This is a genomic window from Acidovorax sp. HMWF029 (assembly GCF_003060895.1).
GTDB lineage: Bacteria > Pseudomonadota > Gammaproteobacteria > Burkholderiales > Burkholderiaceae_C > Acidovorax.
This window is the reverse complement of sequence record NZ_QAIH01000080.1, coordinates 1,883-26,469: the sequence shown is the minus strand read 5'-3', so window position 1 is coordinate 26,469 and position 24,587 is coordinate 1,883. Positions and strand designations below refer to the sequence as shown.

Sequence of the window (24,587 nt, the reverse complement as noted above, 5' to 3'; positions counted from 1 at the left end):
TCAGCCCCCCCAGAGTACCAAGCCCCTCCAAGCCGCTGCGCCATGCCCCAAGCCACCGCCCGCACACCCGCCTTCCCCAGCAAGCTGCCCAACGTGGGCACCACCATCTTCACCGTGATGTCGGCGCTGGCCGCCGAGCACAAGGCTGTCAACCTGGGCCAGGGCTTCCCGGACTTTGAATGCGCCCCCGAGCTGGTGAATGCCGTCACCGCCGCCATGCAGGCTGGCCACAACCAGTATCCCCCCATGCCCGGCGTGCCCGCCCTGCGCGAAGCCGTGGCCCGCAAGATCGAGGCGCTGCATGGGCGCGCCTACAACCCCAACACCGAAATCACCATCACGGCAGGCGCCACGCAGGCCATCATCACTGCCATCCTGGCCATCGTGCACGCGGGCGACGAGGTGATCGTGCTCGACCCCTGCTACGACAGCTACGTGCCCAACATCGAGCTGGCAGGCGGCAAGGCCGTGCGCGTGCCGCTCACGCCGGGGTCCTTCCGCCCCGACTTCGCAAAGATCAGCGCCGCCATCACGCCACGCACCCGCGCCATCATCATCAACAGCCCGCACAACCCCAGCGCCACCATTTGGACGGCCGAGGAAATGCGTCAGCTGGAGGACCTGCTGGCGCCCACCGACATCCTGCTCATCAGCGACGAGGTGTATGAGCACATGGTGTTTGACGGTGCCGAGCACCAGAGCGCCGCGCGCTTTGCAGGCCTGGCCGCCCGCGCCTTCATCGTGTCCAGCTTTGGCAAGACCTTCCACGTCACAGGCTGGAAGGTCGGCACCGTGGCGGCCCCGGCAGCGCTGACGGCCGAATTCCGCAAGGTGCACCAGTTCAATGTATTCACCGTCAACACGCCGATGCAACACGGCCTGGCCGCGTATCTGCAAGACCCGGCGCCGTACCTGCAACTGCCCGCGTTCTACCAGGCCAAGCGCGACCTGTTCCGCGAAGGGCTGGCAGGCTCGCGCTTCAAGCTGCTGCCCAGCACCGGCAGCTACTTCCAGTGCGTGGACATCTCGGCGATCAGCGACTTGAACGAGGCCGACTTCTGCCAGTGGCTCACTCGCGAGGTGGGCGTGGCCGCCATCCCGCTGTCGGCGTTTTATGGCGATGGGTTTGACCAGCGTGTGGTGCGTTTCTGCTTCGCCAAGAAGGACGAGACGCTGCGCGCTGCGTTGGAGCGGCTGCGCAAGCTCTAAGGCCGTTGCCATGGCAGCACTGACCGGGTCTCTCCGGCCCATCGCCGCGCCCACGCCCACCGACCAACTGCTGCCGTTCGAGAAAGCGTTGCTCCAAGCCACCGCTTCCGCACTACAACCGGCTGAGGCGGCGTTGCTGGCGAAGCAGGTGGCCTGCATCAACAACATTCGCCGCCCATCCGACTGGAAGCGTATCGAATTTCAGTGCAAACGCTGGTTTCAGGTCCGATGGCCGGCACCGCTTCTGTTTGCTCGCACGGACACATTCCGCATCGCCACCATTGCCTGCCAGTTTGGAGCGAAAGATGCGCTGGTGGATGTGTGGGCAGAGGGAGGCCATGTGTCTGCGCTGGAGTCCTCCAAGGGTTTCAGCGGGCTCGCCATTTAGGGGCCGTTGAACATCGTTGCGGTGCATCCCTCCATCTGAGGGAACCCAGGCCGTTTGGTGGCGCGTTGATTTATAGAGAAAATCGGCCTCTGCGCGCGTCCAGCATTCGAAAGAAGCTATAAATAAAATAGCAAATTTGATCCACAACGGTTCAAGTTGCAGCACAAACCCTGTGTGCATCCAGAGGACTGCACCTTGGTGAACATCCCCTCACCGCGTCTGCCGCGCCAGCCACACTCCCGCCGCCGCCAACCCCATCCCCGCCAGCGCCCAGCCGGTCAGCGTTTCGCCAAACATGGCCCAGGCAATCAGCGCCGTGGTGGGCGGGGTCAGGTAGAACAGGCTGGCCACGTTCACCGCGCCGCCCCGGCGGATGAGCAGGTTCAGCAGGCTCACGGCCCCCAGCGACAACACCAGCACCAGCCAGCCGAGCGCAAACACGAACTCACCGCTCCATGTGATCGCCATGGTCTCCGTGGCATAGGCCAGCACTGCCATGGCGATGGCGCACGGCAGGTACTGGATCACCGAGCCCGTGCGCAGGTCGAACGAGGGGCAGAAACGTTTCTGGTACAGCGTTCCCGCCGTGATGCCCAGCAGCGCCACCAAGGCGGGCAGCAGCATGCCCACCAGAGCGCCCGTCGGCACGGTGGTAACCTTGCCCGCCACCACCAGCGCCACGCCACTGAACCCCAGCGCCAGCCCCAGCCATTGCGCAGGCCGCACCTTCTCACCCAGCAAGGCACCCGCCACCAAAGCGGTGAGCAGCGGCTGCAACCCCACCACCAGCGCCGTGATGCCCGACGGTAGCCCGTGGCCAATGGCCATGAACACCCCGCCCAGGTATACGCCATGCACCAGCAGGCCCGACACCGCGATGTGCCCCCAGGCCCTGCCTGCCGGTGGCCAGGGCGCGCGCAATACCGCCACCACAGCCAGCATCAGCACGATGACGATGGCAAACCGCAGCGCAAGAAAGGTCAACGGCTCCACATACGGCAAGCCAAGCTTGGCACCGATGAAACCGGTGCTCCAGAGCGCGACAAACAGCAACGGGACGAGTGAATCCAGCGGATTCGAGATGGGGGAGTGCTGGGGCGTTGCCTGGGTCATGGGGTATGAGATGAAGCGTCTGCCCGCTGCAGTCACGCCAGACATGGGGGGATGCCAAGGCATAGGGATTACAGCAGAGGGCCAGCCAATCATCGCACCGTCTGCCCGGCCACTGGGGCTCAGCACGCGTGCCCTTGTCGTAGACCCATTCACCACTGAGGCACAAGTAACTGCCAGGGCAGCCGCGATGAACCGGTCCCAAGCCCACGCCGGGCCCACACCTGTACAGGCTGCGCGGCAAAAAGGCGCAGGGCTAGAGTCTGTTGGTGTGCGCGGCACAGACACAAACCAAAAATACAAGAGAAAAAACTGCCCTCCGCGCATCCACAAAGCGTTATATGCTACTTATTTGATAGCGAATCAATCACGCACTTCCGCTTCGCCACAGAAGAAAGAGTGGGTGTGAGCAGCCCCACCATCTGCCCACACCCTCCCTTTGCAAACGGACCGACTTCGGGTGCCGGCACGCCAACAGAAAACACGCGCTAGCCCGCAGCCACCGCCAGGCCCAAGACGGGCTGGTGATCCACGCCGCCCGCCACCCGGCTGGTGCTGAAGCGCCGCTCCACCTGCCTGAGGAAATGCGTGAGCAGCAAGCGGTACAGGCCATCGCCCAGGGCGGCGTCCTCTACCCCCCGCATCCAGGTTCGGGTTGTCGTTGATCTCGATCACGTACACCCCGGACGCTGTGGCCTTCAGGTCCACACCATAAAAGCCATGGCCTACCAGGCGGGCAGAACTGACTGCCGCCGCCACCACCTGCGCGGGCACCTGGTCGAGCGGTACAGCCTGCACACGGCCTTCGGTGTACTTGCCGTTGGCCGTGTGTTGCAGGATCTGCCAGTGGCCGTCGCACATAAAGTACTTCGCTGCAAAGATGGCCTGGCCCGCCAGCACGCCAATGCGCCAGTCGAAATCGGTGTACATGAACTCCTGCACGAGGATGATTTCCGATTCCTTGAGCATGTCCCGGGCGATGGCATGCAGTTGTTCAGAGTTCTCCGCCTTTTTCACACTGCGGCTGAACGCGCCGTCTGGCACTTTCACCACCACGGGGTAGGCCAGCCGGTGCTGCATGTCGGCCAGCGTGCGGCGGCTGACCATGTGCGTGAGCGGGGTGGCAATGGCATGCTCGCGCAGCAGCTCCGCCAGAAAAGCCTTGTTGGTGCAGCGCAGGATAGACGCAGGGTCGTCGATGACCGGCATGCCTTCCGCCATGGCTTTGCGCGCAAACTGGAAAGTGTGGTGCGTCACGGCCGTGGTCTCGCGGATGAAGAGTGCATCGAACTGGGTCAGCCGCGCCAAGTCCTTTTTCTCGATCAGCTCCACGGCAATGCCCATCTCCTGACCGACATCGACCAGCTTGCGCAGGGTCTTGAGGTTCGAGGGCGGCAGGCTGTCATGGGGATCGTGCAGCACCGCCAGGTCCATGCGCGGCTGGGGCATCGCAATCATGGGGCGCCAGCTGCGCCGCGTGTACTGAAGCAGGGCTTGCACAAAGACCTCGTCGCGCGCGGCATCCACATCGCGCAGGTCCAGCGCCTGTATGCCACCGATCTGCCAATCGGCCGACAGCTCCTGCCGCTCCAGCGTGACCTCCATCAGCGGGCAACGGAACAGCTCGAAGCTTTTGCGAGCCAACGCAGCCAGTGCAGGGTCGTCCATGATCCCGAAGAAGACATGCAGCGTCAGCGTATTCACCGAGCGCGGTATCTCCTTGAGCGGACCAATCAGCCGGTTCAGCTGCGCCAGCGCCGATGGCTCGATGCGTTTGCGCTGCAGGCTCAGGATGGTGTCCACGCTGGGCGTTACGCGGTCACCACGCGCCTCGGCCAGCAGCGAGCAGTAGTAGCCCATGCTGAGGTAGCCGTAGTTTCTGCACAGATTGGTGACTTTGCGCAGGCGCCCACGGTGCAGCGGCTGTTCTGCAACGAATTGCTCTGCCGTGATGACCTTGATGTCGGGTGGGCTCCATCGGAAATCGGCCAGCTTCTCCACCACGATGACATGTTCTGAGGACAACTTATTTCTTTCCAGAAAGAACAACTGCGGCGGTACGACCACGGCGGCCGTACCTTGCAACCTTCTTGAATTCGCTCCAGCTGATGGACACACCGCCATCGGGATCGCCGGAGCGCACCATGGGGTCCAGCAGACGAAACACCGCACCATCAAAGCCTGTGATGACCACCCAATGTGGCGTCTTCTGCCGATGCAGGCGCCACAAACTGATCAGCACAATGGGCAGGCGTCCCGCCCGCAACTGCTCGATCACACAGTCGGGAGACACAGGCTGTGAATGGATCGGCACCTGGCACGCCTGCAGTGCCGTCCTGAAGTCGTTCTCCACCAACTGGATCACGCCCTTCTTGCGGGGGTCACGCACGCTGTCCATGAACAGTGAGGCGCCAGAAGCTGCATACACCGACACCTCAAAACCGTGGGCCAGCGCGGCATGCGCCAAACCAAAGGGCCCACATCCGCCATGGCCAGCAGCCACGAACACCGTGGTGGCCTCGCGCCAGAGGCGAATCTCGGCCGCCTGATTCACGGGCATGGCCGGGTCCATGGCGGACATCGCCATCAGCAGTGCACACGGGCCGCAGGTGAAGTCCAGCGTCTGCGCATAGTGGCGCACCTGGTGCGCCACCCCTGCCTGGGCCAACGATCCATCGAACAGATCCTTCTGAAAGCACAGCGCGCCTTCGCCATCCGCGTAGTAAGCAGGTTTGCATCCACTGCGCACAAAGCCGTGGCGCTCGAACAGACGGTGTGCGGCCACGTTGCCGCCCCGACTTTCCAGCCGCAGCACTGCACAACCCGATTCACGCGCATCGTGGATCGCCGCTGCCAGCAGCCCGCTGGCCACACCCGCGCGCCGCATGGACGGAGCCACCGCAATGGAGTACAGGCGTGCCACAGACGACCCTTCGCGGCGCAATACCACGCAGGCACCGTCCAATGCCTTGCCAGACCGCAGCACCAACACCCTGGCAGAGGAGCTCACCAACAGACGCCCCCAGCTTCTCCGCGAAATTCTGTCGCTGGAGAACGCAGCGTTTTCCAACCGCTCCAGTGCGGGCAGATCTGCAGAGCACGCCAGTGCGACGCCTCTCGCTGCTATGGATGGTTGTCGCTTCACGGACAGTCTCCACCAGGCCGCTTCACTTTGCGATCAGACAGCTTCAATGCCACCCAACCCACCCCGATCGGAACCAAGAGCACCAGCACGGCCAGCACCACCGCCATCCAATCATCCATGGCGCTGCGTCTCCAGGCCCACGCCACACAGGACGCTGCGCACGAAGCAAGCCTCAATGGTTTGACAACTTTGTGCGCTGCAATGAATCAATGGCATGAAAGTCCCCCCGAACAAGCGACACTGGCCGCACAACCGATTTCGAGCCGGGGCATGCCAGAGGCAAGGCAAAGCATGGCGCTCTCCAGGTCGCACTGATGGATGTACAAAGTGCCTTTGGCCATGTGACGGGGCACGTCGAACGCCAGGCTGTAACCGCGCAGTTTCCGCCCCAGCACCGACTGCAGCGTTGCGCGCAGGCTTTGCCCATCGGCATACGGCGTGATGAACGGAACCAGCACCAGTGCGTTGGGATCCCCATCGCCCTCACACAAAGGCAACAGAGATACCCGGTGCAAGCCCATACTGGGGAAATTTTTGAGCATGTTTTCACCCCGTGACGCCCCTGTCAGGGGACGCTGGTGGCCAGTGTTGAACATGCCTTCAGTCTAGAAAGACTGACGTAAATCGTTCGTAAAAAAAGGGGCCTCCGCCATCAAATCGCCGTCAATGCACAGAGTTTCGGCACGCACACACGCCGGTGCGTGGGACTGGCGCCCCGCCCTATACCGCAAGGCGGTATCCCACCCCCGACTCGGTCAGCAGGTGACGAGGCTGCGCAGGGTCGACCTCCAGCTTTTGGCGCAGGTGCCCCATGTAGATGCGCAGGTAGTGACTCTGGTCCGACCGCATGGGCCCCCACACCTCGCGTAGCAGCTGCTTTTGTGTGATGACTCGCCCTGCGTTGGCCACAAGCACCATCAGCATGCGGTACTCGGTCGGGGTCAGGTGCACCTCCGCACCGGCCCTGCGCACCAGGCGCGCACTGCGGTCCACCTCGACATCGCCGAAATGAAACAGGGGCTCCGCCGCCTCCTGCACCAGCCCGTTGCCGGTGGCTGCGCGGGGCCTGCGCAGGTTGGCCCGCACCCGCGCCAGCAGTTCGCCCGTGCCAAAGGGTTTGGTGAGGTAGTCGTCCGCACCGGCATCGAGTGCCGCGATCTTGTCGGACTCATCGGTGCGCGCGGACAGCACGATGATGGGCACGGCGGACCAGCCTCGTACATCGCGAATCAGCTCAATGCCATCGCCATCAGGCAACCCTAGATCCAGCACCAGCAGATCTGGCTGGCGGGTGCCAGCGGCGGACAGGCCCTCGCGCAGGGTGCCCGCCTCATGCACCTGCCAACCCTCGGCTTCCAGGGCGCTGCGCACAAAGCGCCTGATTTGTGGCTCGTCCTCGACCACCAAAACGGTACGTGTCTGCATCGCTTTCTTCAAGGGGCAGAAACGCCCCGCTCCATAACATCAAAACCGGGCAGTGGAGGAGGCTCACGCCGTGCAATGGTGAACGTGAACTCTGCACCGCCCCCTTCCACGCTTGCAGCAGAAATGGTGCCGCCATGTGCTTGCACAACGGCCTTGCAGATCGCGAGGCCCAAACCCACGCCCGGGGTTGCGGATTCCGCCTGGCCTCGGGTGAATTTTTCAAACAGGGTGTGCTCTTTGCCGCGCACCGAGGCAGGCAGGCCCGGGCCATGGTCCCGCACCTTCAGCACCAGCATGTTGTCTGTGGTGGAGGCTTTCACCACCACTGGCGCCGCGCCATATTTGGCGGCATTTTCCAGAAGATTGACCAGCACACGCTCGATGAGCACAGGGTCAAACTCCACCAGCGGCAGGTCTGCGGGCAGCTCCGTGCGCACGGGCATGTCGCCCAGCGCTGGCCTGGCGGCCCGGATGGCCGAACCGACCACTTCCTCCACCGACTGCCAGTCCCGTCGCAGTTTGACGCTCTGCCCCGAAACATCGCTTTCCAGACGAGCCATGTCCAGCAGGTTGCTGACCAGCGCATTGAGCTGGTGCGCCTGGTGCACGATGGCCTTGGCCACGGCGCTGGTCTCTTGCGGCGGCGAGCTCTGCAGCGATTCGGCGAGGGTGATCAAGGCCGTGAGGGGGGTGCGCACATCGTGCGACACCGCCCCCAGCAAGGCATTGCGCAGACGCTCCGACTCCATGTCCACCACGGCCTGCTGCGCAATGTTGACGTAGTGCACACGCTCCAGGGCAATGGCGATCTGCCGGGCCAGGGTCTCGAGCTGCTGCGCCTGCTCGGGGATCAGCAGCCAACGCGGCTGCGCAGGCTCCAGCGCCAGCACGCCACGCACGCGCATGGGGGCCTTCAGCGGCACGTAGCGCCAGGTCTGCGCGGCCAGGGTGTTGGTGGCCAGGCCCGCACTCTGGCCCTGGCGCAGCGTCCAGTCCGCCACGCTTTTGTCAAAACCTGGCGGCAGGTCATCGGGGTACTGAAGACCATCCGACGTATCCAGCGCAACAACGAGCGCACGCCCCCCAAAATGTCCCTGCACCGCCGCTGTGCCTATCTCGATGACCTGGCTGGTCTCCAGCGCTGCAGACAGCTCACGCGTCAGCTCAAACAGAGACTGGGCCCGCCGCTCCCGGCTGATCGACACCCCGGCGGCAAACCGCAATCCGGCGGTGAGCTGCCCCACCAGCAGCCCCACGCCCAGCATCACCGCAAAAGTGACGATGTACTGCACATCGCTCACCGCGAACGACAGACGCGGCGAGACGAAGAAGAAATCAAACGCCAGCACATTCAGCAACGCCGCCATCGCTGCGGGCACGCGCCCAAAACGCATGGCCACCGCAACAACCCCCACCAGGTAGAGCATCACGATGTTGGTCAGCTCCAGCAAACCATGCAGCGGTGTCGCCAGCACCGTGACGGCAATGCTGGCGCCCAGCGCCCACAAAAACCCTTGCCAGCGATAGCGCCCTGCGCCGGGTTCGCCCACATCCCCATCATCGTCCAGGCCCATGTTGCGGTCCCACAGCGCCCGAGGCAGGCGCCGCGAGCTACCCGCGTGTGCTGCCTCGACGATGTCGAGCGAAGGCGCCCGTTCGGCCAACTCGCGCGCAACGCCTTTGGAGGTGAGAAGTTTTCGCCACCCCGCCCGCGCGGCGGGGCGCCCCAGCACCAGGGTGGCGCAGTTCAGATGCAGCGCCTGGGCCGCCAGGGCGGGCGCCACCCGGTCGCCCGTGAGCACGGCCGTTTCGGCACCCAGCTCCTGCGCCAGCTGCAGCACGGCCAGGATCTTGTCGCGCTGGGCTGCGCCCAAGCGCTGCAGCCTTGGCGTTTCAACATAAACGGCATGCCACTTCACATTGAGCTGCCCAGCCATGCGGGCGGCTGTGCGCACTGTCTGGGCCGCATCCTCATGGGGCCCGACACAGGCCAGGATGCTGCCCGAAGTGTTCCAGGCACTGGCCACGCGGTTGCCAGAAGCACCCGACTGCTCCACCCGCCAGCCCAGCACATCGTCTTCCACACGTTCCGCCGTGCGCCGCAGGGCGATCTCGCGCAGGGCGATCAGGTTCCCCTTGCGGAAGAAGCTCTGCGCTGCACGTTCGGCCTGCTGGGGCACATAGACCTTGCCCGCGCTCAGGCGGGCAATCAGCTCGTCGGGTGTAGCATCGACCAGCACCACCTCATCGGCGTTGTCCAGAACAGTGTCGGGCACCGTCTCATGCACGCGCACACCGGTGATGGCGCCCACGGTGCCGTTCAGGCTCTCCAGATGCTGGACGTTAAGTGCCGTCCACACATCGATGCCAGCGGCCAGCAACTCCTGCACGTCCTGCCAGCGCTTGGCATGCCGGGAGCCCTGCACATTGGAGTGCGCGAGTTCATCCACCAGCAAGATGGCAGGCTTGCGGGCCAGGGCCGCATCCAGATCGAACTCGGAAAGCGTCCGGCCCCGGTACTCGACCTGCTTCAGGGGCAGCGACTCCAGCCCCTCCACCAACGCTGCGGTCTCTGCACGGCCATGGGTTTCCACCACGCCAATCAGAATGTCACGCCCGGCGCGCCGCTCACGCTGCGCGGCGCTGAGCATGGCCCAGGTCTTGCCGACCCCGGCATTGGCACCAAAGTAGATGCGCAGCTTGCCCCGCTGGGTCTGCTCTTCCTGGGCGCGCAGTTGCGCAATCAAAGCATCGGGGTCGGGGCGCTGGATGTCAGTCATGCATCAATAAGTATCGGTGCCAAAAGTCAGAGCATGTCAGCGCAAGCCGTCGAGCGCCAGGTTCAGCGCCAGGACGTTCACCCGGGGTTCACCCAGCAGCCCCCACAGCGGCTGCTCCGCATGCTTGCCAATCACGGCATTCACGCTGGCCACCGGCAGGCTGCGTGCCCGCGCCACGCGCCCTGCCTGGTACTGAGCCGCAGCCAGGCTGATGTGCGGGTCCAGGCCACTGGCAGAAGCGGTGACCAGATCCACCGGCACGGGGGCCGTGTTGCCGGGGTCGGCCGCGCGCAGGGCTTCCAAGCGCGTTTTCACGGCATCTGCCAGCGCTGGATTGAGCTGCCCCTGGTTGGAACCGCCGGACGCCGCGGCGTTGTACGGCATGGGCGCAGTGGCCGATGGGCGGCCCCAAAAATGCCCGGGGTCAGAAAAGTTCTGGCCGATCAGCGACGAACCGACGGTCTGGCCATTGCGCTGCACCAGGCTGCCCGCTGCCTGCTGGGGGAACACCGCCTGGGCGGCGCCCGTCACCACCAGTGGATAGAGCAGCCCGGTCAGCACGCTCAACAAGGCAAACAGCACCAGCGCGGGGCGAAGAATGTTTTTCATCAGAATCTCCTCAGATCAGCCCGAGGGCCACAAGTATCCAGTCAATCAGCTTGATGCCCACAAATGGCACCAGCAGCCCGCCCAGCCCATAGATGGCCAGGTTGCGACGCAGCAGCGCAGCCGCACCCACCGGGCGGTAGCGCACGCCGCGCAAGGCCAGGGGAATCAGGAACACGATCACCAGCGCATTGAAGATCACGGCCGACAGGATGGCGGACGAAGGGCTTGCCAGCTGCATGACGTTGAGCGCGGACAGCTGCGGGTAGGTGGACACGAAGATGGCCGGCACGATGGCAAAGTATTTCGCTACATCGTTCGCGATGGAGAAGGTGGTGAGCGAGCCGCGTGTCATCAAGAGCGCCTTGCCGGTCTCCACCACTTCCAGCAACTTGGTGGGATTGGAGTCCAGGTCCACCATGTTGCCCGCCTCCTTGGCGGCCTGCGTGCCGCTGCCCATGGCCACCGCCACGTCGGCCTGGGCCAGCGCAGGGGCGTCGTTGGTGCCGTCGCCGGTCATGGCCACCAGGCGGCCTTCGGCCTGGTACTTGCGGATCAGCTCCAGCTTGTCTTCGGGCGTGGCCTCTGCCAGGAAGTCATCCACCCCCGCCTCGGCGGCAATGGCCGCTGCCGTGAGCTTGTTATCGCCGGTGATCATCACGGTCTTGATGCCCATGCGGCGCAGCTCGATGAAGCGCTCCTTGATGCCCGCCTTGACGATGTCCTTGAGCTCGACGATGCCCAGCACATGGCTGCCCTCGGCCACCGCCAGGGGCGTGCTGCCCCGCAGGGCCACCTGGTCGGCCGCACTCAACACATCCTGGGGCATCTTGCCGTCCAGGGCTTCCACATGCTTGGCCAGTGCCAGCACGGCGCCCTTACGCAGCATGGTGAGAGCAGATTCCGGCTGCCCCTCGCCTGCGGGCAGGTCCACGCCGCTCATGCGGGTCTGGGCTGTGAAGGGCACCAGCTTGACGTCCTGCGGGTTCTGGCCATCCACGCCAGCGCGGCGTGCAAGCTCCACAATGCTGCGGCCTTCAGGCGTTTCATCTGCCAGCGACGCCAGCAAGGCGGCGCGCGCAAGGCGCTCTTTGGACACACCCGGCGCAGGCAAAAATGCGCTGGCCTGGCGGTTGCCGTGGGTGATGGTGCCGGTCTTGTCCAGCAGCAGCACATCCACATCGCCTGCGGCCTCCACGGCCCGGCCCGAGGTGGCGATCACATTGGCCTGCATCATGCGGCTCATGCCAGCCACCCCCACGGCAGACAGCAGGCCGCCAATCGTGGTGGGAATCAGGCACACCAGCAGCGCCACCAACGCGGTCAGCGAGACCACCGTGCCCGCGCCCGACGCCTGCACGCTGAAGATCGAAAACGGCAGCAGGGTCACGGTAACGACCAGGAACACGATGGTCAGCGCCACCAGCACAATGGTCAGCGCGATCTCGTTGGGCGTTTTCTGGCGCTTGGCAGCTTCCACCATGCCAATCATCCGGTCGAGGAACGACTCGCCCGGGTTCACCGCCACTCGCACCACCAGCCAGTCGGACAGCACCCGGGTGCCGCCGGTCACGGCAGAAAAATCGCCACCGGATTCACGCACCACGGGGGCCGATTCACCGGTGATGGCGCTCTCGTCCACCGAGGCCACGCCCTCGATCACCTCGCCATCCAGCGGGATCACATCGCCAGCCTCCACCAGCACCACATCGCCCCGGCGCAGGTTGGTGGCCAGCTCGGGCAAAAACGCAGCACCATGCACAGGCTCCTTGAGCTTCTTGGCCCAGGTTTCCTTGCGCAGCCCGCGCAACGAGGCGGCCTGCGCCTTGCTGCGACCTTCTGCCAGTGCTTCGGCAAAGTTGGCAAACAGCACGGTGAACCACAGCCAGACCGTGATGGCCAGCACAAACGCCGGGCGCATGCTGGCATCCTCAGGCGCACTGAGTGCATGAAGCCACAACAGCGTGGTGAAGATGCTGCCGATGTACACGATGAACATCACCGGGTTGCGCCACTGCACCAATGGGCTGAGCTTGGCCAGCGCGCCCCACAACGCGGTCTTGATCAACGCTGCATCCAGCAGCGAAACGGAAGAAGTTTTTTTCTTGGTCATTGCCATACCTCACTGAACCCGGAGCATCAGGTGCTCCACCATCGGACCCAGGGCCAGGGAGGGCACGTAATTGAGAAGACCCACCAGGAGCACGGTGCCGATCAGCAGCGTGACAAACAAGGGACCGTGTGTGGGCATGGTGCCCGCCGTGGCGGGCAAGCGCTTTTTGGCAGCCAGAGAACCCGCAATGGCCAGCACCGGCACGATCACGCCGAAACGGCCCAGCCACATCGCCAGCCCCAGCAACACGTTGTAGAACGGCGTGTTGGCCGACAGGCCCGCAAAGGCGCTGCCGTTGTTGTTGGCGGCAGACGTCAGCGCATACAGAATTTCAGAGAACCCGTGCGCGCCTGGGTTGGCGATGCCCGCCCTGCCCGCGTCCGTGGCCACGGCAATCGCCGTGCCCACCAGCACCAGAATGGGCGTGACCAGGATGGCCGCCGAGGTGAGCTTCATCTCACGCACCTCGATCTTCTTGCCCAGGTACTCCGGTGTGCGGCCAATCATGAGGCCCGCCATGAAGACGGCGAGGATGGCAAAAACCAGCATGCCGTAGAGACCCGTGCCCACGCCACCAAACACCACCTCGCCCAGCTGCATCAGCACCATCGGCACCATCCCGCCCAGCGGCGTGAAGGAGTCGTGCATGGCGTTCACAGCACCACATGAGGCGGCAGTGGTCACGGCAGCAAACAGTGCCGACGCGTTGATGCCGAACCGTACCTCCTTGCCTTCCATGTTGCCCCCCGCTTGCAGAGCACTGGCGGTTTGCTCCACGCCCAGCCCCACCCATTGCGGATTGCCGGCTTGTTCTGCAGCCACCACAGCGATCACGGCAACTACAAACATCGCCGTCATGGCCGCCAGGATCGCAAAGCCCTGGCGCTGGTCGCCTACGACCCGGCCAAACGCAAAACACAGTGCGGCGGGAATCAGAAAAATCGCCAGCATCTGCACGAAGTTGGTCAGGGCCGTCGGGTTCTCATAAGGATGGGCGGAGTTGGCATTGAAAAACCCACCGCCGTTGGTACCCAGCATCTTGATGGCTTCTTGTGATGCCACCGGCCCCATAGCCAGGGTCTGGGTATTGCTGATCTTGGCCTCCATCACCGGCGCGCCATCGCTGCCCACCGCGGGATGACCTGATGGATCGAGCTTGGGCACTTCATATGCTGTTTGTTCCAGCGTCGTCACATCCTTGTAGGCATCAAAGTTCTGGATGACCCCCTGCCCCACCAGCACGATGGAAATGACAAACGCAATAGGCACCAGCACCCATGCCGTGATGCGCGTGACATCGGCCCAGAAATTGCCCACAAAGCCCTGGCCATCGGTGCTGCGTGCTGCAAAGCCGCGCGCCAGCGCAAACGCCACGGCGATGCCGGTGGCCGCCGAGAAGAAGTTCTGCACAGACAGGCCCAGCATCTGGGTTAGGTAGCTCATCGTGGACTCGCCCCCATAGCCCTGCCAGTTGGTGTTGGAGACAAAGCTGACGGCCGTATTGAACGAGGAATCGCCAGACACCGCCGCCATGCCCTGCGGATTGAGCGGCAGCAGATGCTGCAAACGCTGCAGGCCATACACAAAGAAAGCGCCGATGGCATTGAATGCCAGAAGCGCCAGCGCATAGCTGCGCCAGTGCATCATCTGATCCGGCGCGACCCCTGCCAGCTTGTACAAAGGTTTTTCGATGGCATGCATCCACCTTGGCAGACGACCATTACAGACTGCAGCCAGCCATTTGCCAAGCGGCCACGCCAGCACGCCCAGCACGATCAGAAAGAGCCCCAACAGGCTCCAGGCAGAGGTATCCATATCAGAACTCCTCCGCGCAGATCAGCGCAAACACCAGATAGGCCAACAAGACCAAGGCCACGATGGCACCAAAGCCGTAGAGCATTTCCATACTGATCATGAGCGCTCACCCTTGGCCGGGCCAAACTTGCCCAGCAAAACAACGGCCTCGGCCATGACCACCCACAACGCCGCCAGCGCGGCAATCCATAACACGTCCATCGACAACTCCTGCATCAAAACGTATGTTTGATTCTCAGAAGGTGGCCGTAAAAAGTGTGCACAGGTTGTGGTGGGCGCCGTAAAAATGGCGTAAAAATGCCTGCCCGATCAGCAGATCGCAGATGGGTCTACAACCAGCCCGCCTTGCGAAAACGGTAGTACAGATAGCCACAGGTGCTTGCGATGAGCGCGAGCGCAGCCGCGTAGCCATAGCGCCATTTCAGCTCGGGCATGCTGTCAAAGTTCATGCCCCAGATGCCCGCGAACGCCGTGCACACGGCAAACAGGCTGGCCCATGCGGCCAGGCGCTTGACGACCTCCCCATCCTCGATGGTGACCATGGAGAGGTTGACGTGGATGGCGGTACCGATTGTGTCGCGAATGGAGTCAATCGAGGTGTTGATCCGGCTCAGGTGGTCCACCACGTCACGAAAGTACTCCTGCGAGCCCATACAGATCTGCGGTACACGCCCGCCATGCAGCTTGGCCGCCCCCTCCAACAACGGGGCCACCGCATGCTTGAGCACCGTGAGGCGCTGTTTGAGTTCGTACAACCGCCGGATGCTGGCTCGGGCAGCGCCTCGCGTGAAGATCTGCTGTTCGATGGTTTCCAGCTCCACCTCCAGCGCGTCGATGACCGGGAAGTAGCGGTCCACCACCGCATCCATGAGCGCGTACAGCACAAAACCAGGCCCGTTGCGCAGCAGTTCGGGCTCTTGTTCGCAGCGTGTACGCACATCCACAAAGCCGCGTTGGCTGCGATTGCGCACCGACACCACGTAGTTCTTGCCAACAAAAACATTGAGTTCACCAAGCCGTGACACCGGGTCGGCAGCGCCACTGGATTCGAGCAAGTGCAGTACCACGAAGAGGGAGGACGCGTACTCCTCGACCTTGGGCCGCTGGTGGCCATGCCGGGCGTCTTCTACCGCCAGTGGGTGCAGACCGAACTCGGCTTGCAACTCATCCAGTTCTTCAGCAGTGGCATCCTGCAACGCCACCCACACGAAACACCCCGGCAGCGAAACGTGCTCGCTGATCTCGCTGACGGCGATGTCGGCCAGCTTGGTGCCGTCTTCGTACACAACACAATTGATCAACACTGCAACACCCCTTGCCACACAGAATGGAAGATGCGTCGATCTTGCCACCGCCACCCCGTTCCGCACGCACAGTCTTGCGCAAGATTTACGGCGTGGGCTGCAATTTTTGCGAACTTTATACGCGGGCTTTCCTACGCTTGCGCTCTTGTCTTTTTCTCAAAACTTGCTGCCATGAATCCCGCTTCTTCCAAAGTGTTCGCTGCCGCCCTTTTGGCCACACTGCCTCTGCTGGCCAGCGCCCAGCTCACCGGCAACGTCAGCCTGACCACCAACTACAAGTTCCGTGGCCAGGACCAGGATGCCACCAAGGCCAAGGCCGTCAAGCCTGCGCTGCAAGGCGGCTTTGACTACGCCTTCGGCGAGTCCGGCTGGTACGTGGGCAACTGGAACTCCAGCGTGGACTGGCTGACCAACAACTCGCTCGAATCCGACCTGTACGGCGGCTACAAGTTCAAGGCCGCAGGCGCTGACTTCGATGTGGGCGCCCTGACCTACATCTACCCTGGCAACAGCAACGGCAACACCACCGAGCTGTATGGCGCGGCCACCATGGGCCCCTTCACTGCCAAGTATTCGCATACCATCTCCAAGGACTACTTCGGCTTTGCCGGTGCCAAGTCCGGCTCGGGCCTGAAGGGCCGCAACACGGGTTACCTGAACTTCGGTTTTGTCCGGGAAGTGGCGCCCAGCGTGACGGTGAAGGCATCGGTGGGCTTCACCCGTTTTGCCAGCGACATCAAGGACCTAGGCGTGCCCAACTACATGGACTTTCAATTGGGTGGCGCGTATGACTTCGGCGGTGGCCTGTCGCTGGGTGCAGCCGTGGTCGGAGCCAACAAGAAGGCCTTCTTCGGCCACGTGAACAAGTCGCGCGTGATCGTCACGCTGACAAAAACCCTGTAGCCTTGGCAGGTCTCGCCCACCAGCGGCAGGCCTTCAGCGCCGCAATCAAGAGCACACCCACTCAGAGTACCGAGGACAATCAGCGAGTGCATCCGAAGGGCCTCGCTGCCTGCCGAGCAGCCGTCTCCTACAGCAGCACGATGTCGTACTGCTCCTGCCCCATCGCGCTCTCGGCCTGCAGCGATATAGGCTTCTTGATGAAGTCGGAGAGCCCAGCCAGGTGCTGGCTCTCCTCATCAAGGAACAGCTCGACCACCCGAGCCGACGCCACCACACGGAACTCGCGCGGGTTGAACTGACGGGCTTCGCGCAGGATCTCGCGCAGGATGTCGTAGCACACGCTGCGCGCGGTTTTTACGCTGCCCTTGCCCTGGCACACCTCGCAGGGCTCGCACAGCATGTGCGCTAAGGATTCACGGGTGCGTTTGCGAGTCATCTCCACCAGGCCCAGTTGCGAGAACGTGCCGGACGACATGGTCTTGACCCGGTCTCGGGCGAGCTGCTTTTTGAACTCCAACAGCACCGCCTGCTGATGGTCCTCGCGGGCCATGTCGATGAAGTCCACGATGATGATGCCACCCAGGTTGCGCAGGCGCAGCTGGCGGGCAATGGCCTGGGCGGCCTCCAGGTTGGTCTTGAAGATGGTGTCGTCGAAGTTGCGTGCCCCCACGTAGCCCCCGGTGTTCACGTCAATGGTCGTGAGCGCCTCCGTCTGGTCCACGATGAGGTAGCCGCCCGACTTGAGATCGACGCGTCGGCCCAGCGCCTTGGCCACTTCTTCGTCGATGGAATACAGGTCAAAGATGGGCCGTTCGCCCTTGTAGTGCTGCAGCTTGCCAGCCGCCGCTGGCATGAACTCTTGCCCGAACGCACGCAGGCGCTGGAACTGCTCCATCGAATCGAGCCGAATGGTCTGCGTGTGATCGCCCACCAGGTCACGCAGCACGCGCTGCAGCAGGTCCAGGTCCTGGTGCAAAAGCGACATGGCGGGCAGCTTGAGCGATGCCTCCTTGATGCGCTTCCAGGTCTTGCGCAGGTAGGCAATGTCTTCGGCCAGCTCGGCGTCGGTAGAGTCTTCGCCATTGGTGCGCAGGATGAAGCCGCCACCGCCACCCGTGGACTTGTCGCCCACCAGCGCCTGCAGCCGAGCACGCAGCGCATCACGCTCGGTGGGCGGGATCTTCTGCGACACGCCCACATGGTCGTCCTGCGGCAAAAACACCAACAGGCGGCCCGCAATGCTGATCTGTGTGGATAAACGCGCGCCCTTGGTGCCAATGGGGTCCTTGATAACCTGCACCATCAGCGCCTGCCCCTCGAAAACCTGCTTTTCGATGGGCACCTGGGGTTCGGTCTTTCTTGCGAACGCGGGCGGCTCACCATCGGGCTGGCGCTGCCACACGTCGGCTACGTGCAAAAAGGCCGCACGTTCCAGCCCGATGTCAATGAAGGCCGACTGCATGCCGGGCAGCACGCGCGAGACTTTGCCCAGATAGACGTTGCCCACCAGGCCGCGCTCCAGCGTGCGCTCAATGTGCAGCTCCTGCACGGCGCCGTGCTCCACCACGGCCACACGCGTCTCCTGCGGCGACCAGTTGATCAGGATGTCTTGTTGCATGACTGGGTAACCGTGTTGTTTTTGCTTACAGAGCGAAGCCCGCAGCGCGCAGCAGCTGAGTCGTCTCGAACATGGGCAGGCCCATGATGCCCGAATAACTGCCCGCCAGGTGCTCCACATAGGCCGCAGCCCGGCCCTGAATACCATAGGCCCCGGCCTTGCCCAGCGGTTCGCCAGTGGCCACATAGGCATCGATTTGCGCGGGCGTCATGGCGGCGAAGGTCACACGCGACACCGACAACGCCGCCAACCGCTTGCCACCCACCTGCAGTGCCACGGCCGTGAGCACGCGATGCTCGTGTCCCGCCAGTTCTGCCAGCATGCGCGCAGCATGCTCCGCGTCGTCGGGCTTGCCGTAGATGGTGCGACCGAGTGCCACGGTGGTGTCGGAGCACAGGATGGGCGCATCCGGCAGGCCACGGCGGGTGCGCCGGGCCACAGCGGCGTCGAGCTTGAGGCCGGTGACGCGCTCCACGTAAGCCGTGGGCGCCTCACCAGGCAGTACCACCTCGATGGCCTCGGTGTCCTCGGCTTCGTCGCCGTCCACATTGGGCAGCAGCAGTTCGTGGCGCACGCCTAGCTGTTCGAGCAACTGGCGTCGGCGGGGGCTTTGGGAGGCGAGGTAGATGAAGTCAGGCATGAACAGATTTTGAATAAAAATCGGCCTCAGCGCCTGACCATCAAGCGCTAGCAGCTATGAAAATAATAGTAAAGCAACCCAGCAGCATGGGGCATCTCCCTCATTCTCGGTGGTAGGGATGCCCGGCGTTGACCGACCAGGCCCGGTACAGCTGCTCGATGAGCAGTACCCGCACCATGGCGTGCGGAAGGGTCAGGTCAGACAAGCGAATACGTTCGTGCGCGGCCTGGCGAAAGGCTGGGTCCAGTCCGTCGGGGCCGCCAATGACCAGCGCCACATCGTCACCGCCCAGTTGCCAGCCCTTGAGGCGCTCCGCCAAAGCCTTGGTCGTGAGGTTGGTGCCGCGCTCGTCCAGCGCCACCACGCGCGTGCCACGCGGGATGGCGGCTTCGATGCGCTCGCGCTCGGCTGCGTACAGCGTCTCCAGCGTCTTGGAGCCGCGTGGCTCGGTCTTGACAGCCTTGAGCTCCACCTTGAGTTCGGGCGGGAAACGTTTGGCGTAGTCGTCGTAAGCCGTTTGCGCCCAGTCGGGCACCCGCTGCCCGACCGCCACGATAAGCAGCTTCATGGATCAACCTGGATGCGTGGGGAATGGTTGCCGCAGCGCACCCAGCCGGGCGCCCTGCGGCCGCAGGTCAACCCTTGCGGGCCGGGGCCTTCTTGGCGGCGGGCTTGCTGCTGGCAGCCACCTTGGGTGCCGCTGCAGAAGCAGGCTTGGCTGCGGCGCGTGCCGGGGCCTTAGCGGCAGGTGACGACTTCTTGGCCGCAGGCTTCTTGGCGCCGCCGGGCTTGACCACCACTGTCTTGACAGGCGTCTTGGGGGCTGCGGGCTTCTTGGCAGCCACCGTGCCGCTGGTCTTGGCGACCGTCTTGGCGGGTGCCGCCTTGGCCGTTGATTTTGCCGCTGGCTTGGGTGCTGCCTTGACTGCCGTTTGGGCTGCTGCCTTCGCAGCGGTCTTGGCGACGGCCTTGACCGTTGCCTTGCCCGAGCGGGCGGCTACCGTGGGGGCCGCGTCCTTCTTGGCAGGTCCTTTGGCTGCGGACTTCGAGCCCGACTTGGCGGCCTTCTGGGCCGTCTTCTTCTCAGCCAGATCAGTGGCGGCACTGGACCGGGGCTTGGCCGCGCCCAGCTTCAGGCGCACAGGGGTGTCGCCCCACAGTTCTTCGAGACGGTAGTACTGACGGATGGCGGGCTGCATGATGTGCGCCACGGCCGAGCCGCAGTCCACGATGATCCACTCGCCGTTGTCTTCGCCCTCAATGCGGGGCTTGGAGAAACCCGCTTCTTTGACCGCATCGCGCACGCTGGCGGCAAGCGCCTTGGTCTGGCGGTTGGAGGTGCCCGATGCCACGATCACCCGCTCAAACAGCGGCGAAAGGTGCTCGGTGTTGAACACCTGGATGTCTTGCGCCTTGACGTCTTCCAGGCCATCCACGATGGCGCGTTGGAGTTTGGTGACGTCTTTTTTGGCGGCGGTTTCCGATTTGGTGGAGGTGGTCATCAGGCGGTGATTAGAAAGAGAATGGAATCAATATAGCGTGCAACGCAGCGCACAGCCAGCGGGCTGCGCCTTGGGTGTTGGCTGGTGTTGTGCTGAAACGTTGCAGCGATATGAGGTGTTTTTGGCCTCTTGCGCGCATCTGAAAAGCGCGGGCAGCTATTGAAATTATAGCTTTTGCGTTTTTCAGGCCGTTGACTGCGCTGCGCCAGGGCCTTCAGACAGCCAGTCGCGCCGCACCAGAAAACGCTGCAATAGCGCTGCCTCGGCCGAATCGGCAGCGTCAGAGCGCTGGTAAGACCAGGCCACCAGCGGCGGCATCGACAGCAAAATGGACTCGGTGCGCCCACCCGACTGCAGGCCAAAGTGGGTGCCCCGGTCCCACACCAGGTTGAACTCGACATAGCGGCCCCGGCGGTAGAGCTGGAAGTCCCGCTCGCGCTCGCCGTAGGGCGTGCCCTGGCGCTTTTCCACGATGGGCAGGTAGGCCTTCAGAAAGGCATCGCCCACCGACTGCGTCATGGCCAGACTTTGCTCGAAGCCCAGCTCCGAGAAGTCGTCATAGAACACCCCGCCCACACCGCGCTGCTCGCTGCGGTGCTTAAGGTAGAAATATTCGTCGCACCACTGCTTGAAGCGCGGGTACTTGTCGTCACCAAAGGGCACTAACGCATCACGGCAGGTGCGGTGAAAGTGCACCGCATCTTCCTCAAACCCGTAGTACGGCGTGAGATCCATGCCACCACCAAACCAGCAAGTCGGCGCCTGGCCGGGGTGGTCAGCCGCGATCATGCGCACGTTCATGTGCACCGTCGGCACGTAGGGATTGCGCGGGTGGAACACCAGCGACACGCCCATGGCCTCGAAGGGTGCGCCCGCCAGCTCGGGCCGGTGCTGCGTGGCCGAGGGCGGCAACTGCGGGCCGCGCACATGGCTGAAGCCGCAGCCTGCGCGCTCGAACACCCGGCCACCTTCCATGATCTTGGTGATGCCGTCACCCTGCAACGCCTCGCCGGGCGGCTTGCTCCAGGCATCTGCCAGAAAGTGTGCACCGCCCTCACCTTCCACGGTTTCGAGTGCCCCCGTGATCCGCGCCTGCAGGCCCACCAGGTAGCCGCGCACACGGGCTACCGTATCGGCGGGGTTCAAAGTCTGGGTGCCTGCCATCAGTTCTTCAGGGCACGGAAGCCAATGTCGCGGCGGTACTGCGCGCCATCGAACAAGATGCCACGTGCCACGTCATACGCACGTTGCTGCGCCTGCTTGACGCTGTCGGCCAGCACGGTCACGCACAGCACCCGGCCACCGGTCACGCTGACCACGCCATCTTTGAGCTGAGTGCCCGCATGGAACACCACCGCGTCATCCGCGTCGGCAGGCAGGCCGGTGATGGGGTCGCCCTTGCGTGGGTTCTCTGGGTAGCCGTGGGCGGCCATGACCACGCCCAGCGCGGTACGGCGGTCCCATTGCAGTTCCATCTGGTCCAGCTTGCCGTCAGCGGCAGCGGCCATCACGTCACTGAAGTCGCTTTTCAGGCGCATCAGGATGGGCTGCGTTTCTGGGTCGCCCATGCGGCAGTTGAATTCGAGCGTCTTGGGGTGACCCTTGGCGTCGATCATCAGGCCCGCATACAGGAAACCGGTGTAGGGGATGCCGTCCTTTTCCATGCCACGGATGGTGGGCAGGATGATCTCGCGCATCGCGCGGGCATGCACATCGGCCGTGACCACGGGTGCGGGCGAATACGCACCCATGCCGCCGGTGTTGGGACCTTCGTCGCCGTCTTTCAGGCGCTTGTGGTCCTGGCTGGTAGCCAGCGCCAGCACGTTTTTGCCGTCGCACAACACAATGAAGGAGGCTTCCTCGCCTTCGAGGAACTCTTCGATCACCACGCGCGGCTCCGCCTTCCCATCTGCGCCTTCGTTGTGCTGAACGCCGTATTTGTTGTCCACCAGCATGAAGTCCACCGCGTCGTGGGCTTCCTGCAGCGTCATGGCCACGACCACACCCTTGCCAGCCGCCAGGCCGTCGGCCTTGATGACGATGGGAGCACCCAGCCGGTCCACAAAGGCGTGGGCCGCAGCTGGGTCGGTAAAGGTGTCGTAGTCGGCCGTGGGGATGCCATGGCGGCGCATGAAGGCCTTGGAAAACGCCTTGGAGCTTTCGAGCTGGGCCGCAGCCTTGGTGGGACCGAAGATGCGCAAGCCATTGGCACGGAATTCATCGACCACACCGGCCGCCAGTGGCGCCTCGGGGCCCACCACCGTCAGCGCGATCTTCTCGGCCTGGGCCCACGCGCGCAGCTCGCGCACGTCAGAAATCGCCACATTTTCGAGCTTGGAACTTAGCGCCGTGCCACCGTTGCCGGGTGCCACAAACACCTTGGTCACCTTGGGGGACTCGCTCAGTTTCCACGCCATCGCGTGTTCACGGCCGCCGCCACCAATCACAAGTACTTTCATAGGAACCTTTATGAACCTCTGCTTAGCAATATGCCGGATGCCAGAGATTCGTACAAAAAATTTATCGCTGCGACCTATCGCACTGATCGCTACGCGCAAGCTGACCGAAACTGTCGCAGCACTAGGCCAGGGCCACCGCGCAAGGGCCGCCCCGCCGCGCTGGTGGCGTCCCCCTCCCGCAAGCGCAGTGCAGCGAGAGAGGGGGAGGCGGCGAAGCCGCTCAGGGGGAGCTTCATAGAGCCGCGTTGTGGTAAACCTCTTGCGTATCGTCCAGGTCTTCCAGCACATCGAGCAGTTTTTGCATCTTGGCCGCGTCTTCGCCGGTCAGTTCGATGGTGTTTTCTGGCCGCATGGTCACGCCCGCCACCTCAGCCGTCAGGCCTGCGGCCTCCAGCGCGTTCTTCACGGCTTCAAAGTCTGCCGGTGCGGTGAGCACCTCCACCGCGCCGTCTTCGTCGGTCACCACGTCTTCGGCGCCCGCCTCCAGCGCCACTTCCATCACCTTGTCTTCGCTGGTACCGGGGGCAAAAATCAGCTGACCGCAGTGCTTGAACTGGAACACCACCGAACCCTCGGTGCCCATGTTGCCGCCGTGTTTGCTGAACGCGTGGCGCACTTCGGCCACGGTGCGCACGCGGTTGTCGGTCATGGTGTCGATCATGATGGCGGCGCCACCAATGCCGTAGCCTTCGTAGCGGATTTCTTCGTAGGTCAGGCCTTCGGCGTTGCCTGTGGCCTTGTCAATGTTGTATTTGATGCGGTCGGCGGGCATGTTGGCCGCCTTGGCCTTGTCCACCGCCAGGCGCAGGCGGGGGTTTGCGGACAGGTCGCCGCCACCGGCTCGGGCGGCCACAGTGATTTCACGAATGATGCGGGTCCAGATCTTGCCGCGTTTTTCATCCTGCCGCCCCTTGCGGTGCTGGATATTCGCCCATTTGCTGTGTCCTGCCACGGGAAGTCCTTTTGTATTGATTTAATCTAGCCCGTGGATTTTACTTTTTGCCGCACCTGTACCCCCGAGGAAACCCGAAATGGCCGAACCCCTGCTGATTGCCAAGCACGACACCATTGAATGCCACCTGCTCCCTGGTCTGGCCAACCGCCACGGACTGATCACCGGCGCCACCGGCACGGGCAAGACCGTCACCCTGCAGACCCTGGCCGAGAACTTCTCGCGCATTGGCGTGCCGGTGTTCATGGCTGATGTGAAAGGCGACCTGACCGGCGCCAGCCAGCCCGGCAAGATTGGCGACAAGCTGGCAGGCGTACTCAAAGAGCGCGGGCTGGAATTGCCAGCGCCCCAGGCCTGCCCGACCACGCTGTGGGACGTGTTTGGCGAACAAGGCCACCCGGTGCGCGCCACGGTGTCCGACATGGGCCCGCTGTTGCTGGGCCGCATGCTCAACCTGAACGAGACGCAGCTGGGAGTGCTGAACCTGGTGTTCAAGATCGCCGATGACAACGGCCTGCTGCTGCTGGACCTGAAGGACCTGCGCGCCATGCTCACCTTCGTGGGCGACAACGCCAAGGAGTTCACCACCGAATACGGCAACGTGAGCGCTGCCAGTGT

Annotated in this window: 22 protein-coding genes; 4 read left to right on the top strand and 18 right to left on the bottom strand. The window is 63.6% G+C overall.

Annotated elements, in window-relative coordinates; translation table 11 throughout:
- Positions 1-42 precede the first annotated feature (42 nt).
- Complete coding sequence (locus DBR12_RS04810; protein WP_108616206.1) at positions 43-1,209, top strand: pyridoxal phosphate-dependent aminotransferase; 1,167 nt, start codon at positions 43-45, stop codon at positions 1,207-1,209.
- Positions 1,210-1,219: 10 nt separating this feature from the next.
- On the top strand, positions 1,220-1,597 hold the full coding sequence (locus DBR12_RS04805; RefSeq protein ID WP_108616205.1) for a hypothetical protein: 378 nt from the start codon (positions 1,220-1,222) through the stop codon (positions 1,595-1,597).
- A gap of 210 nt (positions 1,598-1,807) precedes the next feature.
- On the opposite strand, the gene DBR12_RS04800 is transcribed toward DBR12_RS04805, so the two are convergent.
- From DBR12_RS04800 to DBR12_RS04750, 11 genes are all read right to left on the bottom strand, one after another.
- Positions 1,808-2,710 (bottom strand): DMT family transporter, encoded by a 903-nt coding sequence (locus DBR12_RS04800; protein ID WP_108616204.1) that lies wholly within the window; start codon positions 2,708-2,710, stop codon positions 1,808-1,810.
- A 360-nt stretch (positions 2,711-3,070) separates the two neighbouring features.
- Complete coding sequence (locus DBR12_RS04795) at positions 3,071-4,732, bottom strand: RimK family protein (RefSeq protein ID WP_233244304.1); 1,662 nt, start codon at positions 4,730-4,732, stop codon at positions 3,071-3,073.
- 1 nt (position 4,733) lies between these two features.
- Positions 4,734-5,852: a peptidase C39 family protein gene (locus DBR12_RS04790; protein WP_108616203.1), complete on the bottom strand. Its 1,119-nt coding sequence runs from the start codon at positions 5,850-5,852 to the stop codon at positions 4,734-4,736.
- 206 nt (positions 5,853-6,058) lie between these two features.
- Complete coding sequence (locus tag DBR12_RS04785; RefSeq protein WP_108616202.1) at positions 6,059-6,448, bottom strand: hypothetical protein; 390 nt, start codon at positions 6,446-6,448, stop codon at positions 6,059-6,061.
- A 124-nt stretch (positions 6,449-6,572) separates the two neighbouring features.
- A complete protein-coding gene (gene kdpE / locus DBR12_RS04780) occupies positions 6,573-7,277 on the bottom strand; it encodes a two-component system response regulator KdpE (protein ID WP_108616201.1) in 705 nt (234 codons plus the stop codon).
- Between the two features lie 8 nt (positions 7,278-7,285).
- Entirely contained in the window at positions 7,286-10,057 is a 2,772-nt protein-coding gene (locus tag DBR12_RS04775) for a DUF4118 domain-containing protein (protein WP_108616200.1), read from the bottom strand.
- 36 nt (positions 10,058-10,093) lie between these two features.
- Positions 10,094-10,666, bottom strand: coding sequence for a potassium-transporting ATPase subunit KdpC (gene kdpC / locus DBR12_RS04770; protein WP_108616199.1), 573 nt, complete (start codon positions 10,664-10,666; stop codon positions 10,094-10,096).
- A 10-nt stretch (positions 10,667-10,676) separates the two neighbouring features.
- Positions 10,677-12,776, bottom strand: a complete 2,100-nt coding sequence (gene kdpB / locus DBR12_RS04765) for a potassium-transporting ATPase subunit KdpB (RefSeq protein WP_108616198.1) — start codon at positions 12,774-12,776, stop codon at positions 10,677-10,679.
- A 9-nt stretch (positions 12,777-12,785) separates the two neighbouring features.
- The gene (kdpA, locus tag DBR12_RS04760) at positions 12,786-14,591 is read right to left on the bottom strand and encodes a potassium-transporting ATPase subunit KdpA (protein ID WP_108616197.1); all 1,806 of its coding nucleotides are present in this window, start codon (positions 14,589-14,591) and stop codon (positions 12,786-12,788) included.
- 1 nt (position 14,592) lies between these two features.
- Positions 14,593-14,691 carry a potassium-transporting ATPase subunit F gene (locus tag DBR12_RS04755; protein WP_108616196.1) on the bottom strand — a complete coding sequence of 33 codons (99 nt, stop codon included), beginning with the start codon at positions 14,689-14,691 and terminating at the stop codon, positions 14,593-14,595.
- 229 nt (positions 14,692-14,920) lie between these two features.
- On the bottom strand, positions 14,921-15,895 hold the full coding sequence (locus tag DBR12_RS04750) for a magnesium and cobalt transport protein CorA (RefSeq protein WP_108616195.1): 975 nt from the start codon (positions 15,893-15,895) through the stop codon (positions 14,921-14,923).
- A gap of 171 nt (positions 15,896-16,066) precedes the next feature.
- On the opposite strand from DBR12_RS04750, the gene DBR12_RS04745 reads away from it, so the two are divergent.
- Entirely contained in the window at positions 16,067-16,798 is a 732-nt protein-coding gene (locus DBR12_RS04745) for a TorF family putative porin (RefSeq protein ID WP_108616194.1), read from the top strand.
- A gap of 127 nt (positions 16,799-16,925) precedes the next feature.
- Here the strand turns inward: DBR12_RS04745 and rng are convergent, their stop codons facing one another.
- The 7 genes from rng to DBR12_RS04710 all read right to left on the bottom strand — a co-directional run bounded on the left by rng (position 16,926) and on the right by DBR12_RS04710 (position 23,969).
- Positions 16,926-18,416, bottom strand: coding sequence for a ribonuclease G (gene rng / locus DBR12_RS04740; protein WP_108616193.1), 1,491 nt, complete (start codon positions 18,414-18,416; stop codon positions 16,926-16,928).
- Between the two features lie 25 nt (positions 18,417-18,441).
- Positions 18,442-19,056: a nucleoside triphosphate pyrophosphatase gene (locus DBR12_RS04735; protein ID WP_108616192.1), complete on the bottom strand. Its 615-nt coding sequence runs from the start codon at positions 19,054-19,056 to the stop codon at positions 18,442-18,444.
- Between the two features lie 100 nt (positions 19,057-19,156).
- Positions 19,157-19,624 carry a 23S rRNA (pseudouridine(1915)-N(3))-methyltransferase RlmH gene (rlmH, locus tag DBR12_RS04730; RefSeq protein WP_007858784.1) on the bottom strand — a complete coding sequence of 156 codons (468 nt, stop codon included), beginning with the start codon at positions 19,622-19,624 and terminating at the stop codon, positions 19,157-19,159.
- A 67-nt stretch (positions 19,625-19,691) separates the two neighbouring features.
- A complete protein-coding gene (rsfS, locus tag DBR12_RS04725; protein WP_108616191.1) occupies positions 19,692-20,558 on the bottom strand; it encodes a ribosome silencing factor in 867 nt (288 codons plus the stop codon).
- A 183-nt stretch (positions 20,559-20,741) separates the two neighbouring features.
- Positions 20,742-21,722 (bottom strand): oxygen-dependent coproporphyrinogen oxidase, encoded by a 981-nt coding sequence (hemF, locus tag DBR12_RS04720; protein ID WP_108616190.1) that lies wholly within the window; start codon positions 21,720-21,722, stop codon positions 20,742-20,744.
- Positions 21,722-23,017, bottom strand: a complete 1,296-nt coding sequence (gene purD, locus DBR12_RS04715) for a phosphoribosylamine--glycine ligase (RefSeq protein ID WP_108616189.1) — start codon at positions 23,015-23,017, stop codon at positions 21,722-21,724. Before purD ends, hemF begins: the two co-directional genes overlap by 1 nt.
- Before the next feature lie 232 nt (positions 23,018-23,249).
- The gene (locus DBR12_RS04710; RefSeq protein ID WP_015014275.1) at positions 23,250-23,969 is read right to left on the bottom strand and encodes a YebC/PmpR family DNA-binding transcriptional regulator; all 720 of its coding nucleotides are present in this window, start codon (positions 23,967-23,969) and stop codon (positions 23,250-23,252) included.
- 79 nt (positions 23,970-24,048) lie between these two features.
- On the opposite strand from DBR12_RS04710, the gene DBR12_RS22540 reads away from it, so the two are divergent.
- Positions 24,049-24,587, top strand: a 539-nt coding sequence (locus tag DBR12_RS22540; RefSeq protein ID WP_233244306.1) for a helicase HerA-like domain-containing protein, incomplete at its 3' end; no start/stop codon positions are given.